General features: G+C 69.3%; 10 protein-coding genes. 5 read left to right on the top strand and 5 right to left on the bottom strand.

Annotated elements, in window-relative coordinates; translation table 11 throughout:
- Positions 1-21 precede the first annotated feature (21 nt).
- On the bottom strand, positions 22-1,230 hold the full coding sequence (locus tag MKL09_RS08330; RefSeq protein WP_243962667.1) for an aminotransferase class V-fold PLP-dependent enzyme: 1,209 nt from the start codon (positions 1,228-1,230) through the stop codon (positions 22-24).
- 535 nt (positions 1,231-1,765) lie between these two features.
- On the opposite strand from MKL09_RS08330, the gene MKL09_RS08325 reads away from it, so the two are divergent.
- From MKL09_RS08325 to MKL09_RS08315, 3 genes are all read left to right on the top strand, one after another.
- On the top strand, positions 1,766-2,581 hold the full coding sequence (locus MKL09_RS08325; RefSeq protein ID WP_244019500.1) for a UDP-2,3-diacylglucosamine diphosphatase: 816 nt from the start codon (positions 1,766-1,768) through the stop codon (positions 2,579-2,581).
- Positions 2,582-2,592: 11 nt separating this feature from the next.
- Positions 2,593-3,639, top strand: a complete 1,047-nt coding sequence (locus tag MKL09_RS08320) for a glycosyltransferase family 4 protein (protein WP_244019455.1) — start codon at positions 2,593-2,595, stop codon at positions 3,637-3,639.
- Between the two features lie 65 nt (positions 3,640-3,704).
- Entirely contained in the window at positions 3,705-4,319 is a 615-nt protein-coding gene (locus MKL09_RS08315) for a ribonuclease HII (protein ID WP_244019454.1), read from the top strand.
- 143 nt (positions 4,320-4,462) lie between these two features.
- On the opposite strand, the gene MKL09_RS08310 is transcribed toward MKL09_RS08315, so the two are convergent.
- From MKL09_RS08310 to MKL09_RS08300, 3 genes are all read right to left on the bottom strand, one after another.
- Positions 4,463-6,820 (bottom strand): membrane-bound PQQ-dependent dehydrogenase, glucose/quinate/shikimate family, encoded by a 2,358-nt coding sequence (locus tag MKL09_RS08310; protein ID WP_244019453.1) that lies wholly within the window; start codon positions 6,818-6,820, stop codon positions 4,463-4,465.
- An 813-nt stretch (positions 6,821-7,633) separates the two neighbouring features.
- Positions 7,634-9,766 (bottom strand): methyl-accepting chemotaxis protein, encoded by a 2,133-nt coding sequence (locus tag MKL09_RS08305; RefSeq protein WP_244019452.1) that lies wholly within the window; start codon positions 9,764-9,766, stop codon positions 7,634-7,636.
- Between the two features lie 390 nt (positions 9,767-10,156).
- A complete protein-coding gene (locus MKL09_RS08300) occupies positions 10,157-11,272 on the bottom strand; it encodes a PA0069 family radical SAM protein (RefSeq protein WP_244019451.1) in 1,116 nt (371 codons plus the stop codon).
- 130 nt (positions 11,273-11,402) lie between these two features.
- On the opposite strand from MKL09_RS08300, the gene MKL09_RS08295 reads away from it, so the two are divergent.
- Together MKL09_RS08295 and MKL09_RS08290 are read left to right on the top strand one after the other, a co-directional pair.
- Positions 11,403-11,933 (top strand): hypothetical protein, encoded by a 531-nt coding sequence (locus tag MKL09_RS08295; protein WP_244019450.1) that lies wholly within the window; start codon positions 11,403-11,405, stop codon positions 11,931-11,933.
- Between the two features lie 138 nt (positions 11,934-12,071).
- On the top strand, positions 12,072-13,526 hold the full coding sequence (locus MKL09_RS08290) for an amino acid permease (protein ID WP_244019448.1): 1,455 nt from the start codon (positions 12,072-12,074) through the stop codon (positions 13,524-13,526).
- On the opposite strand, the gene moaB is transcribed toward MKL09_RS08290, so the two are convergent.
- A complete protein-coding gene (moaB, locus tag MKL09_RS08285; RefSeq protein WP_244019447.1) occupies positions 13,516-14,073 on the bottom strand; it encodes a molybdenum cofactor biosynthesis protein B in 558 nt (185 codons plus the stop codon). The two genes, MKL09_RS08290 and moaB, sit on opposite strands and share 11 nt — an antisense overlap.
- Between the last annotated feature and the right edge of the window lie 375 nt (positions 14,074-14,448).

Here is a 14,448-nt window from a genome sequence, read left to right as displayed (position 1 = left end):
CGCCTCGGTGGTCCGCGCGATTTACGCCTTGTGCAGCGGATTCTCGCGCAGGTAGCTCGACGCAGCGGCGACGCCGGAGCCGGGCGTTACCTTCACGCCGCAATCGATGAGCGCCATCTCGGCGCCCGCGATGCCGCCGAGCAGCGACAGCTCGTTGAGGTCGCCGAGATGGCCGATGCGGAACACCTTGCCGGCGACTTTCGACAGGCCGGTACCCAGCGAGAGGTTGTAGCGCTCGTAGGCGTGGCTGATCACCTTGGCGGCGTCGACCCCCTCCGGCACCACGATCGCCGTGACCGTGTCGGAGTTCCACTTGGGCTCCTTGGCGCAGGGCTTGAGGCCCCAGGCCGCCACCGCCTGACGGGTCGCCTCGGCGAGCACGTGATGGCGGTGGTAGATGTTCTCCAGCCCCTCCTCCTTCACGATCGTCAGGGCTTCGCGCAGGCCGTAGAGCAGCGGCAGGGCCGGCGTGTACGGGAAGTAGCCGGTGGCGTTGGCGGCGAGCTGGTCCTTCCAGGCGAAGTAGGCGTGGCCGAGCCGGTCGTTGCGGCCGGTGCCGCCCTCGGCGATCTTCAGCGCCTTGGGGCTGATGCAGATCAGGCCGAGGCCGGCGGGCAGCATGAAGCCCTTCTGCGAGCCCGCGATGGCGCAGTCGACGCCCCACTCGTCCATCTTGAACGGCAGCGAGCCGATGGACGAGATGCCATCCACGAACAGCAGCGCCGGGTGGCCGGCGGCGTCGAGCGCCTTGCGGACCGCGCCGATATCGCTGGTGACGCCGGTGGCGGTCTCGTTGTGGACCACCATCACGGCCTTGATCGCGTGGTCCTTGTCGGCCCGGAGCGCCTCCTCGATCTTCTGCGGATCTGCGCCGGCGCCCCACTCCTCCTCCTGGACGATCACGTCGAGGCCGAGGCGCTGGGCCATGTCGACCCAGAGATGGCTGAACTGGCCGTAGCGGGCGGTGAGCACCTTGTCGCCGCGGCACAGGGTGTTGGACAGGGCCGATTCCCAGATGCCGGTGCCCGAGGACGGGAACAGGATGATCGTCCCGGCGGTCGAGCCGAACACGATCTTGGAATCCTGGAGCAGCGGCTTCACCAGCTCGGGGAAGCTCGGCGAGCGGTGATCCTCGGACGGCACGTGCATCGCGCGCAGGACGCGATCCGGGATGTTCGTCGGACCCGGGATGAAGAGATGGTTGCGACCGGGGCGCCGGGTTGCGGCCATGGTGTTTCCTCCAAAAAATCTGTTGCGCGCGGGCGGACCCGCGCCGGTTCATTCGAGCGCCTTGGCGGCTGTGCCGGGCATCCTGCGAGGGGCGACGGCAGCCGCGGCGCTGGCCGCGGATCCTCGAACGCCATCCGCATCATCCGTGGATCGGGGGGCTCAGCGGAGCGGCAGGCGGCCTCGTGCCGCTCGCGTCGCGGCGCGCCCCCGCGCGCCGGTCGCCTCCGAAATGCCGTCCCGTTCTACGGTGCCTCGTCTCAAGGCACCCTGGCCGCCTTCCAGTACGCATCCGGCCCGGCTCATGCCGAGCCACCGGTTCCTGGTATTATGAGGCGGCGAAGCTGGGAAGCAAAACCGGAAAAACTTCGGGATCGTGGCAAAAAAATTTTTTGTGCGGCGCAACGTCAGCTATTCGCGCTTGAGGACTTTCCCCGCACTGCACCAAGACACCCCACAGCGATCGGGGCCCGCGTCATCAAACTGAGACGTGATCGCGCTCTGGATCCCGGCACCGTTCGACCGCCGGGAGGATGACGTGGCCGAGGATGAGGAGATGCCGGTCCGGGTCCGGACGCTGTTCCTGTCCGACCTGCATCTCGGCACGCGCGGCTGCCAGGCCGGCATGCTGCTGTCGTTCCTGAAGGATTACGACGCCGACACGATCTACCTGGTCGGGGATATCGTCGACGGCTGGCAGCTGCGCTCGGGCTGGTACTGGCCTCAGGAGCACAACGACGTCGTGCAGAAGCTCCTGCGCAAGGTGCGCAAGGGCACCCGGATCGTCTACCTGCCCGGCAACCACGACGAGTTCCTGCGCGACTATGTCGGCACCAATTTCGGCGGCATCGAGATCGCCGAGACCGCGATCCACGAGGCCGCCGACGGCCGGCGCTATCTGGTGATCCACGGCGACCAGTTCGACATGGTGGTGCGCCACTCGCCCTGGCTCGCACATCTCGGCGACGGCGCCTACACGCTGGCCTTGACCCTCAACACCGTGATCAACCGGGTCCGGCGGCGGGTCGGCCTGTCCTACTGGTCGCTCTCGGCCTGGGCGAAGTTGCGGGTGAAGAACGCCGTCAGCTTCATCGGCCGGTTCGAGACGATCCTGGCCGAGGAAGCGCGCCGCCAGGGCGCGAACGGGGTGATCTGCGGCCATATCCACCACGCCGCCGACCGGGCGATCGGCGACCTGCGCTACCTCAACACCGGCGACTGGGTCGAATCCTGCACCGGTCTGATCGAGCATTACGACGGCCGGATCGAGGTGCTGCACTATCCGAGCATCCTGCGGGCCCGCGAGGCCGAGGCCGCGCCGCGGGCGGTGCCGGGCCGGCGCGCGGTGGCGTGAGGATCGGCTCGGTGAAGCTCCTGATCGCCAGCGATGCCTGGCACCCGCAGGTCAACGGCGTGGTGCGCTCCCTGGAGCAGATGGTCCGCCGCGCCCCCGAGCACGGCTTCGATACGGCCCTTCTGTCGGTGGCCGATTTCCGCTCGCTGCCGCTGCCGGGCTACTCGGAGATCCGCTTGGCCTTAGCCGGGCGGGACCGGGTGGCGGAGCGCTGGGCCAAGGAGCGGCCGAGCCATGTCCACATCGCCACCGAGGGGCCGATCGGCTTCGCCGCCCGGCGGCACTGCCTGGCCAACGGGCTGCCCTTCACGACGAGCTACCACACCCGGTTTCCCGAATACCTCGCGGCCCGGCTGCCGGTGCCGGAGGCGTGGTCCTACGCGTATCTCCGCCGCTTCCACGGCGCCGCCCGGGGCACGATGGTCAGCACCACCTCCCTCCAGGCGGAACTGGAGGCCAGGGGATTCACCCACCTGATGCGCTGGACCCGCGGGGTCGACACCGAGCGGTTCCGGCCGGCCGCCCCCGGCGAGCTGCCGCCGGCGGATCTCGCCGGGCTGCCGCGGCCGCTGTTCCTGTATGTCGGGCGGCTCGCCGTCGAGAAGAACCTCGCGGCCTTCCTCAGCCTCGACCTGCCCGGCACGAAGATCGTGGTCGGCGATGGGCCGGACCGGGCGCGGCTCCAGGCGCTGGCTCCGGACGCGCGCTTCCTCGGCACGCGGACGGGGGCGGCGCTCGCCTCCGTCTACGCCGCCTGCGATGCCTTCGTGTTCCCGAGCCTGACCGACACGTTCGGCATCGTCCTCCTGGAAGCCATGGCCTGCGGCCTGCCGATCGCCGCCTTCCCGGTGCCGGGCCCCAACGACGTGCTGAGCGGGACCCGGGTCGGCATCCTGGACCAGGACCTGCGTGCGGCGGCGCTGGCGGCGCTTCGCCTGTCCCGGCCCGAGTGCAGGCAGGAGGCCCTGCGCCGCGGCTGGGATGTGAGCGCCGACCAGTTCTTCGGCAACATCATCGAGGCGCATGGCGGCGAGCGCGGGACCCGGAACGCCGCCTGAACCGTGACGGCGGCCCCGCGGGATGGCAGGACGGCACCATCGTACCTGTTCAGAAACCGCCGCCCGTGAAGCGAACAACACCCGCCCTCACCCCGCCCTTCGACCCGACCCGGGCCGCCGAATACCCGGCGGTGATCGGCTGCGACGAGGTCGGCCGCGGCGCCTTGTGCGGACCGGTGGTGGTCGCGGCGGTCTGGTTCGACCCGACCGCGATCCCCCCTGACCTGCTGGCCGCGCTCGACGACAGCAAGCGCGTGCCCGAACCGATCCGCGCGCGGCTAGCGCCGCTGATCCGGGCCCATGCCCGCGTCGCCGTGGCGGCGGGCTCCCGGGCGCTGATCGACCGGATCAACATCCGCGCCGCGACCCTCGACGCCATGCTGCGGGCGGTGTCCCGCCTCGGAATCGCGGCGCCGGTCCTGGTCGACGGCCGGGACGCCCTGCCCGGTCTGCCGGGCCGGGCGGTGATCGGCGGCGACGGGCTGGTGCCGCAGATCGCCGCCGCCTCGATCGTCGCCAAGGTGTTTCGCGACGACCTCATGCGCCGCCTCGCCGAGCGCCATCCGGGCTACGGCTGGGAGCGCAACGTCGGCTACGGCACGGCGCTCCATCGAGCCGGCCTGACCACACTCGGCCGAAGCCCCCACCACCGCCTCAGCTTCACCCGCGGGTTCGGGTAGGTTTCAAAAGGTCGAGACCTTTTGCGGGTGCAGGGCAGCGCCCTGCTGTCGGGCTTCGACCGATGCATCCAGGGGCTCCGCCCCTGAACCCCGCCAAAGGGCTTGCCCTTTGGGAACCCCAGTTTTGCCGTCTTCGAGCCGGATCACTTCGATCCAGCTTCGGGCGGCAGCGCGTAGGCGACCACGTAGTCGCCGCGGTCGGGCGATTGGCGGGCGCCGCCGGCGGTGATCACGATGTATTGCCGGCCGGTCTTGGGCGACCGGTAGGTCATCGGTGCGCCCTGGCTACCCACCGGCAGGCGGCCCTTCCAGATCTCGCGGCCGGTCGCGGCCTCGAACGCCCGCAGGTAGTAATCCTGCGTTCCGGCGAAGAAGATCAGGCCCGAGCCGGTCACCAGCGAGCCGCCGAGCGAGGGCAACCCGATCGGGATCGGCAGGTGCATCTTGATCCCCAGCGGCCCGGTATCCTCCACCGTGCCGAGCGGGACCTGCCAGGCGATGCGCCGCGCCTTCAGGTCGATGGCCGTCAGCGTGCCGAAGGGCGGCTTCTGGCACGGGATGTTCAGCGCCGACACGAAGCGGTTGCGGACGGAGACGTAGGGCGTGCCGCGCATCGACGACATGCCCATCTCGGTGCCGGTGGCCTTGCCGGTCTCGACCTGCTCCCGCGCGATCAGCCGGTTCCACAGGCCCAGCCGCATGTCGTTCACGATCAGGTAGTCCCGGGTCATGTCGATCGCGGTGCTGCCCCAGTTCATGCCGCCGAGCGAGCCCGGCATCTGGAGGGCGGTGTCGAAGCCCGGCGGGGTGAAGGTCCCCTCGTGGCGCATGCCCTTGAACTGGATCCGGCACAGGAGCTGGTCGAACGGCGTCGCGCCCCACATGTCGGCTTCGGTCAGGGTCTCGGTGCCGATCGACGGCATGTCCGAGAACGGCTGCGTCGGCGCATAATGCTCGCCCGGCACGCTGCCCTGCGGCACGGGCCGCTCGGTGACCGGCGCGATCGGCGCCCCGGTCGCGCGGTTCAGCAGGAAGATCTGGCTATGCTTGGTCGCCGCGATCAGCCCCGGCAGGGTGCCGCCCTGCCCGTCCGGCACGTCGTAGAGGGCCGGCTGGGCCGGTACGTCGAAGTCCCACAGGTCCTTGTGCACCAGCTGGACGTGCCAGCGCGGCCGGCCGGTCGCGGCGTCGAGCGCGAAGATCGACGAGTTGGTGGCGTCGTCCTCCGCAGTCCGGTGACCGCCGACGAAGTCGGGCGTCGCGTTGCCGGTCGGCGCGTAGATCAGGCCCAGGCCCGCATCGTAGGCCATGCTGGTCCAGACGTTGGGCGTGCCGCGCGTATAGGTCTCGCCGGGCGGCGGCAGGCGCGTGGTCGCCGGGTTGCCCGGATCCCAGGCCCAGCGCAGGTCGCCGCTGGCGACATCGTAGGCCCGAACCACGCCGCCGGGCTCCCCGGTCTCGATATTGTCGGCGACCCGGCCGCCGACCACCACGAGATCGCCGGCGATCAGCGGGGCGGCGGTCTGGGTGTAGTAGCCGGGCTTGATCTCGCCCATGTCGGTCTTGAGGTCGACCGTGCCGCCGTCGCCGAAATCGGTGCAGGGCTGGCCGGTGGCGGCGTCCAGCGCGATCAGGCGCGCGTCGATCGTCGCCAGCAGCAGGCGGCGGGGGCAGACCTTGTCACCGGCTGAAGCGCCCGCGTCGTGATAGCCGAGCCCGCGGCACCGCTGCCATTGCGGGGCGCTCGCCTTCGGGTCGTAGCGCCAGCGCTGGGTGCCGGTATCGGCGTCGAGGGCGATGACGATGTCGTTCGGCGTACAGACATAGACGGTGTCGCCGATCTGCAGCGGCGTGGTCTGGTCCTCGGCGCCAAAGCCGTTGCTGATGGCGATGTCGCCGGTGCGGAAGGTCCAGGCCGGCTGGAGATTGGCGACGTTGGTGGCGTCGATCTGCGTCAGACCGGCGAAGTGGGTGCCGCCGTTGGTGTTGCCCCAGGCCGCCCAATCGACCTGCGGCGCCGCCTGGGTCGCCGGATGCACCGCCGGGATCTCGGTCGCGGCGATGATCGGCACCGGCTGGAACGCCCGCAGCGTGGTCGCCACCAGGGCGAGCGCCAGCGCGATAGCGATGCCGAGGGAAGCCCGGCGCCACACGCTGCCGCCGGATCGATCGAGCAACGGGGCGAACAGGGCGACCACGCAGGCAAGCACCGCCAGGGCGAACAGCCGCGACACCAGCGGCCAGAACGCGAACCCGACCTCCCAGACCGCCCAGATTCCGGTCAGGACGAAGGCTGCCCCGTAGAGCAGCGCCCCCGCGCGTCGCCGCTGGGCGACCAGCACACCCGAGATCAGCATCGCGGCGCCCATGACCGCGAAATACAAGCTCCCGCCGAGCCAAGCCAAATAAATACCGCCGGCAGCCAATGCTAAACCGATCAGAACCAGCACGATCCCGAGCAGGATCAGCACGACATCGGCAAGCGTTTTGGTTCGATGCATCGGACAACCTCAACCGTGCGATATGGGCGCCTCTTTATCTTGAGTCTCGCTTCGGTCAACGACATTTTTCTATGTTTTTACCATGCATCATTTTGCAGGGTGTCGATTATTTATTTTTATTCTGCTGTGGGTCTGCGATTTTGCGTTCGATCCATTGCATAGCGGGGCCAGGCTCTATCATCGCCGCGGGACGACGCTCTGGTTTCCCGATGGGATCAGGTCGAGAAGGAAACGACCGAACGCGAACACGCCCGAAGCCAGCACACGACAGGCGACACGGGCTTGCACGGCGGGCACGGTCACCCTCATCGCCCGCAGATGGTGCGGGCTCCGGTGCGGGCTGCGAGGTTCACACGTCTCAGGGCGAGGCGCGGGTCCCCTCGCCCCGCGTGCGGGGAGAGGCCCGCACGGACCTCGTCGTCCGTGCGGGAAGCGAGAGGCGAAGCCGGAGCGGCGGTGAGGGCGCGGCTCAGAGTGAGGCGCGCGTTCTGAACCGCCCCCTCACCCTCGGCTACCGCCTCGCTCCGGCGACATCTCAAGTCGGGCTTGCCCGACTTGGGCAACAAAGATCGGATCTTGGACAAGCCCGAGATCCGTGGTCGCCGGAGCCCTCTCCCGGCACGCGGGGCGAAGGGATACCCGCATCAACGCCTGAGCCGAAGCGCAGGCCGCCGCGCAAAAGGGCCGATCCTTGAACATCGTAGCTCCTGCGGGAGACGGGACGCGTCGAGCCCAGCAAGAGCGATGACGCCCCGAACACGACTCGCCCGCAGGCCGGCACGATCGAGCGGCATCGCGAAAAACGATCCGCGCTCAAGCGGCCCGCACGGTGGTGAGGAAGCGATCGACCTCGGCGGCGAGCTGCTCGGACTGGCGCGACAACCCGGTGGCGGACGCCAGAACCTGCTCGGCCGCCGCGCCGGTCTGCTCGGCGGCCTGGGCCACGCCGGCGATGTTGCCGGTGACTTCCTGCGTGCCGGCCGTCGCCTGGGTGACGTTGCGGACGATCTCGCGAGTCGCCGCCCCCTGCTGCTCCACCGCTGTGGCGATCGTGGTCGCGACCGTGTTGATCTCCCGGATGCGGCCGGTGATCGTGCCGATCGCGCCCACCGCTTCGCCCGTCACGCCCTGGATCCGGCCGATCTGGCTGGCGATCTCTTCCGTCGCCTTGGCGGTCTGCCCGGCCAACTCTTTGACCTCGGTCGCCACCACGGCGAAGCCCCGGCCTGCCTCGCCGGCGCGGGCCGCCTCGATCGTCGCATTGAGCGCCAGCAGGTTGGTCTGGGCCGCGATCGACGCGATCAGTTGCACCACATCGCCGACCCGGGCGGCGGCGGCGCTCAGTTCGGACACGAGGGCGGCGGTCTGGTCGGACTCGCCCACCGCCCGCTGGGCGAGGATGGTCGAATCCTGCACCTGCCGGCCGATCTCCTCGACGGAGCTGCCGAGCTGCTCGGCGGCGCTCGCCACGGTGTTGACGTTGGAGGCCGATTGCTCGGCCGCCGCCGCCACCGTGCCGGATTGGCTGGCGGTCTCCTGGGCGCTCGCGGTCATCTGCCAGGCGGTGGCCTGCAACTCGGTGGCGGCGGACGAGACCTGGGTGACGATGCCGGACACTGCGGCCTCGAAGGCCTCCGCCATCTGCCGCGTGACCGCCCGGCGCTGCGCCTCGGCATTGCGGCGCGCCTCGTCCGCCTCGGTTTCGAGCTGGCGAGTCCGGAGCAGGTTGTCCTTGAACACCTGGACGGCGGCGGCCATGGCGCCGATCTCGTCCCGACGCTCCTGGGCCGGGACCGCGACGGTGGCGTCGCCGGCCGCCAGCGCGCGCATGGCCTGGGTCATGCGGCGGATCGGCCTGAGCACCCGGCGGACCACCACCAGCATGCCGGCGCCGGTCAGCAGGATCGCGGCGGCGAGGAACAGCGCGGTCCGCAGCAGGGTGGCCTGCGCCTCCGCGGTCAGCGCCTGGGCGCGGTCGACCAGGGCGACGAGGGCCGCGCTCGCTAGGTCGGCGATCGTGTTCACCTCCGCAGTCTGGCGGGTGCGCAACGCGTCGATGGACAGGCCGGTCGGTCGGCCCTGCGTGAGCGCTTCCGTGGCGGCTTGGCGGCGCGCCGTCGCCTCGCCTTCGAAATTGTCGACCTTGGCCTTGCGGAAGGCGGCCTGGACCGTGTCCGACGTCTCGTCGGCGGCAGCCCGGACCACGCCGTCCCAGGCGGCGGCCAAGCGGCCGCGTTCCTCGGATGCCGCGACGATATCGGCCTGCGACCAGGGGGTGCCGGCGGCGACAGCGAGCTCGATGCGCACGACCACGCCGCCGGCCAGAGCCCGCGACAACCACGCCGCGCGCTTGAGGTCGAGGTAATGGGCCAGGCTCGCGTCGCCGCGCGGGATCACGGCGTCGACCGCGTCGTTCGCCGCCATCAACGCATCGAGCAGCGTCTGAGATGCCTCCGCGAAGGCCGGCAGCGTGCCGGCGGATCGCTGCGGCCCCGGCACCGCCAGAGCGGCATCGATCTGCGAGCGCAGCGCGAGCAGGGTTACGTAGGCGCGCTGGGCCGCCTCGGCCTTCGCCAGAACCGACGGCGCGTCGACCTCGCGGGCCAGGGTCACGAGGCGATCGACACCGCCCGCGAGGGTCGCGCGCTGGGTGGCGATCAGCTCCGCATCCTTGGCGGGAATGGACTCGGCGGCCTTCAGGGCCTGGAGCGTGCGGCCGCGCTCCATACGGATGGCGAGCAGATCCTTGAGAAACGTCCGGCTCGCCTCGGTCAACGCCACCACGCGGTGGCTCCGGTCCGCCTGCACCTGGGCGTCACGCAGGGTCGAGACCCCCGAGGCAATCAGCATGACGCTCATCGAGAACAGGGTCGCACACAAGATCTTACCGATCGTCAGGGTCGTGAGCTCGAATCCAGCGAACGTTAAGGGGTGCCCACGCGACATTGGAGTCGACTCCGTCAAAACTGAGTTTTTAGGTTGCTCTGTCGATTTGATCTAGAACAAATTCAAGACATTTTTCAGAAAAATATTCTCTCGCGTCGAGTTATAGCGTTTGTAACGCATATTTATGACGACGAATATGAATACACGACCGCCGCTCAAGATTGATTTGCTTAAAATCATTGAACTACATCCTGACATGTGGGGATTCAGGGCGAGGCTGCGATCTAAATCCGGGGCGCCCAGATCTGATCCTCATCGCCATTCGAGTGTCATGAACGGCGCCTGGTCATCCGGGGCGGAGCGCGACAAACGCATCCCAGCTGCGCGAGTCATGCAGGATTGCCGATCCACATCGGGGCGAGAGGCGCCATCGGCGCAGCTTCGCTGGCCTCAGAACAGCGCGAGCTGCGCCCCCGGCTTGCGGAACGCCCCGCGGTTCAACGCCATCCGCCCGAACGCGAAACCGAGCCGGCCGCCGGCGAGACGCACCCGCTGGCTGATCATCTCGGCATAGGCCCCCTCCCCGCGGAAGCGATGGCCGAACCGGGGATCGTTCTCGCGCCCGCCCCTTGCCTGCGCCAGCAGCGCGAAGGCCCGGGCCCGGCGCTCGGGGTAGTGCTCGGCGAACCAGTCGGCCACGAGGTCGGCGACCTCGCCGGGCAGGCGCAGCAGGGCGTGGCCGATGCGGCTGGCCCCGTGCTCCCGGGCCTGCGCCAGGATCGATTCGATCTCGTGATCGGTCAGGCCCGGGATGATCGGCGAGACGTTGACCATCACGGGCACGCCGGCCTCGGACAGGCGCCGCATCGCGGAGAGCCGCTTTTCCGGCCGCGGCGCCCGTGGATCGAGCAGCCGGGCGAGGCGCGGGTCCAGCGTCGGCAGAGAGACTGCCACGAGCACGAGGTTGTCCGCGGCCATCTCGGCCAGGATGTCGAGGTCGCGCAGCACGAGGTCGGACTTGGTGGTGATGCCGACGGGGTGGCGCGCTTCCTGGAGCACCTCCAGCACCGCACGGGTGATTCGGTGCTCGCGCTCCACCGGCTGGTACGGATCGGTGGCTGTCCCCAGGGCGATCGTCTCCGGCGCGTAGCCCGCGGCGGCGATCTCCCGCGCCAGGAGCTTGGCCGCGTCGGGCTTGGCGAAGATCCGCGATTCGAAATCGAGCCCCGGCGACAGCCCGAGCCAGGCATGGGTCGGGCGCGCGTAGCAGTAGATGCAGCCGTGCTCGCAGCCCCGATACGGGTTGACCGACCGGTCGAACGGGATGTCCGGCGAGGTGTTGCGGGCAATGATCCGCGCGGCGCGCTCCAGCGTGACCTGCGTGCGCAGGGGAGCAGGCGCATCGGTTTCCCAATCGGGGTCCTGAAACACCTCGCGCCTGGCCGCTTCGTAACGGCTCGTAGGGTTGGCGGTAGCGCCGCGGCCGCGCCGGGCCTCCGGGGGCAGCATGCTCGAACCGAGCCGCACGGGCGCCGCGGGGCTGGAGCCGTTCCGAATCTCAGCCATCGCGCCCCGCCCCGTGTTTCACCTGGAACATAGCGCGAACAAGAGATCCGCCAACGCCTCAATTTCAGGCAAACGCCGCCGAGCCCGGTCGAGACATCGCGCCCTGGTTTACCGCTGCGCAAAATCGTCTATGGGCGCGCACATGCTCTCCGCGGTGACCTACCTGGCCGACCCGGCCGATCCGGATGCGATCGATCGCCTGGCCGACACGCTCAGCGTGCTGGTGTCGGGCGTGGCCGGCGGCCTGGTCGGCGACGCCGTGATCGTGACCGGCCGAGAGAGCGAGGCGGCGGCCGCCATCGCGGACGCGACGGGGGCGGTGCTGGTGCTTCACCGGGGCGGGAACCCCTACGGGGCGGGCGCCGCGGAGGCCCGGCGGGACTGGGTGCTGTGCCTGGAGGCGGGCGATGTCCCGGCCGAGGGCTGGATCCGGACCCTCGACCGCTTCGTCGGCACCGCCCGGCCGGAGACCGGGCTCGGCCGCCTGCACCGCCCGGCCGCGGGCTGGAGCGGCCGCCTCGTCGGCCGGATCGAGGCCTTCCTGGGCGCCAGGCAGGCGCGGGCCGGCGACGTGGTGCGGCGGGAGGCGCTGCGGGCCGGCGCCGTGTTCGCGCCGCGCCTCAAGGTCCGGCCGCTGATTGCCCGGATCGACAGGCCCTGATCGACAGAATGTCGCAACTCGACTGAGTGATATCGACTGAATATCCGCCGAAATTTCTGGCGTGATGGCAGGAAACTTGCTGAATTGGAGGTTGTAGCCGAGCGCCGCTCCCGTGGCGCGGCGAGGAAGGATACGCTGATGGACTCCTCGGGCCTGATGGGGCGGAAGTCCGTCGACGACATCCTGAAGAGTGGCGAGGGCGAGGAACAGCTCTCGAAATCGCTCGGCGCGCTCTCGATCACCGCCATGGGCATCGGGGCGATCATCGGCGCCGGCATCTTCGTGCTCACCGGCACGGCAGCCGCACAATATGCCGGGCCCGGCATCATGCTGTCCTTCGTGCTCGGCGGCATCGCCTGCGCGTTCGTCGGGCTGTGCTATTCCGAGATGGCCGCGCTGATCCCCGTGGCCGGGTCGAGCTACACCTACACCTACGCGACGCTCGGCGAGTTCTTCGCCTGGCTGATCGGCTGGGACCTGATCCTCGAATACGCCATGGGCGCGGCCACGGTGGCGGTGGGCTGGTCGGGGTACGTCACGAGCCTCTTGAAGGATGTTGGCATAGTGATCCCGGCCCGGTTCGCGCACGCGCCGGGCACGGCGATCGACGGCGGCGGCACCGCCCTGTTCAACCTGCCGGCCGTGGTGATCGTGGCCCTGATCACGCTCCTGCTGATCCGCGGCACCAAGGAATCGGCGCGGTTCAACAACATTATGGTGGCGGTCAAGCTCACCGTGGTGGTCGCCTTCATCGCCCTCGGCTGGGGCCATGTCGACACGGCGCATTGGAGCCCGCTGATCCCGCCGAACGAGGGCAGCTTCGGGCAATACGGCTACAGCGGCATCCTGCGCGGGGCCGGCGTGGTGTTCTTCGCCTTCATCGGCTTCGACGCGGTCTCCACCGCCGCCCAGGAGGCGCGCAAGCCGCAGAAGGACATGCCGATCGGCATCCTCGGCTCGCTGATCGTGTGCACGATCCTGTACGTGCTCGTGGCCGCGGTCCTGACCGGGCTGGTGCCCTACAAGGACCTGAACGTCCCCGATCCGATCGCCAAGGGCGTCGACGCGATCGGCATCGGCTGGTTCGCCGTGCTGATCAAGCTCGGGGCGATCACCGGCCTGACCACGGTGATCCTGGTGCTGCTCTACGGCCAGAGCCGGATCTTCTTCACCATGGCCAATGACGGGCTGCTGCCGAAGCTGTTCGCCCATGTCCACCCGACCTACCAGACGCCCTATCGCAGCCAGATGCTGATCGGGGCCGTGGTCGCCGTGGTGGCGGCTCTGGTGCCGATCAACATCCTCGGTGAGATGGTCAGTATTGGGACACTGGCGGCCTTCATCCTGGTCTGCGGCTCGGTGATCTATCTGCGACGGAGCGAACGCCACATGAAGCGCCCGTTCCGGGTGCCGGCGGTGCCGGTGGTGCCGATCCTCGGCATCCTGTTCTGCCTGCTGCTGATGGCCGGGCTGCCCCTCGATACCTGGCTGCGCCTCGTGATCTGGATGGCGATCGGCCTGGTCGTTTATTTTTTCTACGGCCGCAAGCACTCGGTCCTGCGCCGCAAGGACGGCAACGCGGTCACGCCGTGATGCTGGCGCCCCGCCGGAGGTGCTCGTCGAGCCGCGGCATGATCTCGACGAAGTTGCAGGGCCGGTGCCGGTAATCGAGCTGCTGGGCCAGGATGCCGTCCCAGGCATCCCGGCACGCCCCGGGCGAGCCCGGGAGCACGAACACGTAGGTCGCCTGCGCGACCCCGGCGGTGGCCCGGGATTGCAGGGTCGAGGTGCCGATCTTGTCGTACGAGATCCGGTGGAACACCGCGGAAAAGCCGTCCATCCGCTTCTCGAACAGCGGCTCCAGCGCCTCCGGAGTCACGTCGCGACCGGTGAAGCCGGTGCCGCCGGTGCTGATCACCACGTCGACCGCCGGATCGCGCAACCACGCCTCGACCTGCGTGCGGATCGCCGGGACCTCGTCCGGCACGATCGCCCGCGCCGCCAGCCGGTGGCCGGCCTCGGTGAGGCGCTGGCTCAGGGTGTCGCCCGAGCGGTCGTCCGCGATCCGGCGGGTATCCGAGACGGTGAGCACCGCGATCCCGAGGGGGATGAAGCGGCGTAGCTCAGGCTGATCGGCCATCGTGAGGGCTCTCCAAGACAGACCCGGGATATGGGTCGGCGGCCCTCCTTTGTCGCCCCCTCGGGCTGTCGCCCCGGCCCCGGGTCCCGTCGAGACAGGCGGGTCGTGGAGCCGAACCGGGACCGGATCTCCGACGCCGTCCGACCGGTTCCGCGACCCTCCCCGAAGGCTGGTCTCAGGCCGCCCTCTCGGACACCGCAACGACGTGTACCGGACCAGACGCGCTGACATCCCGGAACATGGGCGGCGCGACACCTGAAAAGATCTCTTTAAAATGAAAATATCATATTCAAATCGACATCCGATAAATGATCACAAGATTGTGAAATGCCCGGAAAAAGCGAAACTATTTCACGAAAAATGACACGAGAATTA

Origin of the sequence: Methylobacterium sp. J-048, assembly GCF_022829515.1 — a bacterium.
Lineage (GTDB): Bacteria > Pseudomonadota > Alphaproteobacteria > Rhizobiales > Beijerinckiaceae > Methylobacterium.
Note: the sequence above shows the minus strand (reverse complement) of the source record. Positions and strands in the feature narration are given on the sequence as shown.

Excerpts from the sequence above, each read along its gene's own strand:
- MKL09_RS08330 (WP_243962667.1), bottom strand. The coding sequence starts at position 1,230 with ATGGCCGCAACCCGGCGCCCCGGTCGCAACCATCTCTTCATCCCGGGT.
- MKL09_RS08310 (WP_244019453.1), bottom strand. The coding sequence starts at position 6,820 with ATGCATCGAACCAAAACGCTTGCCGATGTCGTGCTGATCCTGCTCGGG.
- MKL09_RS08305 (WP_244019452.1), bottom strand. The coding sequence starts at position 9,766 with ATGTCGCGTGGGCACCCCTTAACGTTCGCTGGATTCGAGCTCACGACC.
- MKL09_RS08300 (WP_244019451.1), bottom strand. The coding sequence starts at position 11,272 with ATGGCTGAGATTCGGAACGGCTCCAGCCCCGCGGCGCCCGTGCGGCTC.
- MKL09_RS08295 (WP_244019450.1), top strand. The coding sequence starts at position 11,403 with ATGGGCGCGCACATGCTCTCCGCGGTGACCTACCTGGCCGACCCGGCC.
- MKL09_RS08290 (WP_244019448.1), top strand. The coding sequence starts at position 12,072 with ATGGACTCCTCGGGCCTGATGGGGCGGAAGTCCGTCGACGACATCCTG.
- moaB (WP_244019447.1), bottom strand. The coding sequence starts at position 14,073 with ATGGCCGATCAGCCTGAGCTACGCCGCTTCATCCCCCTCGGGATCGCG.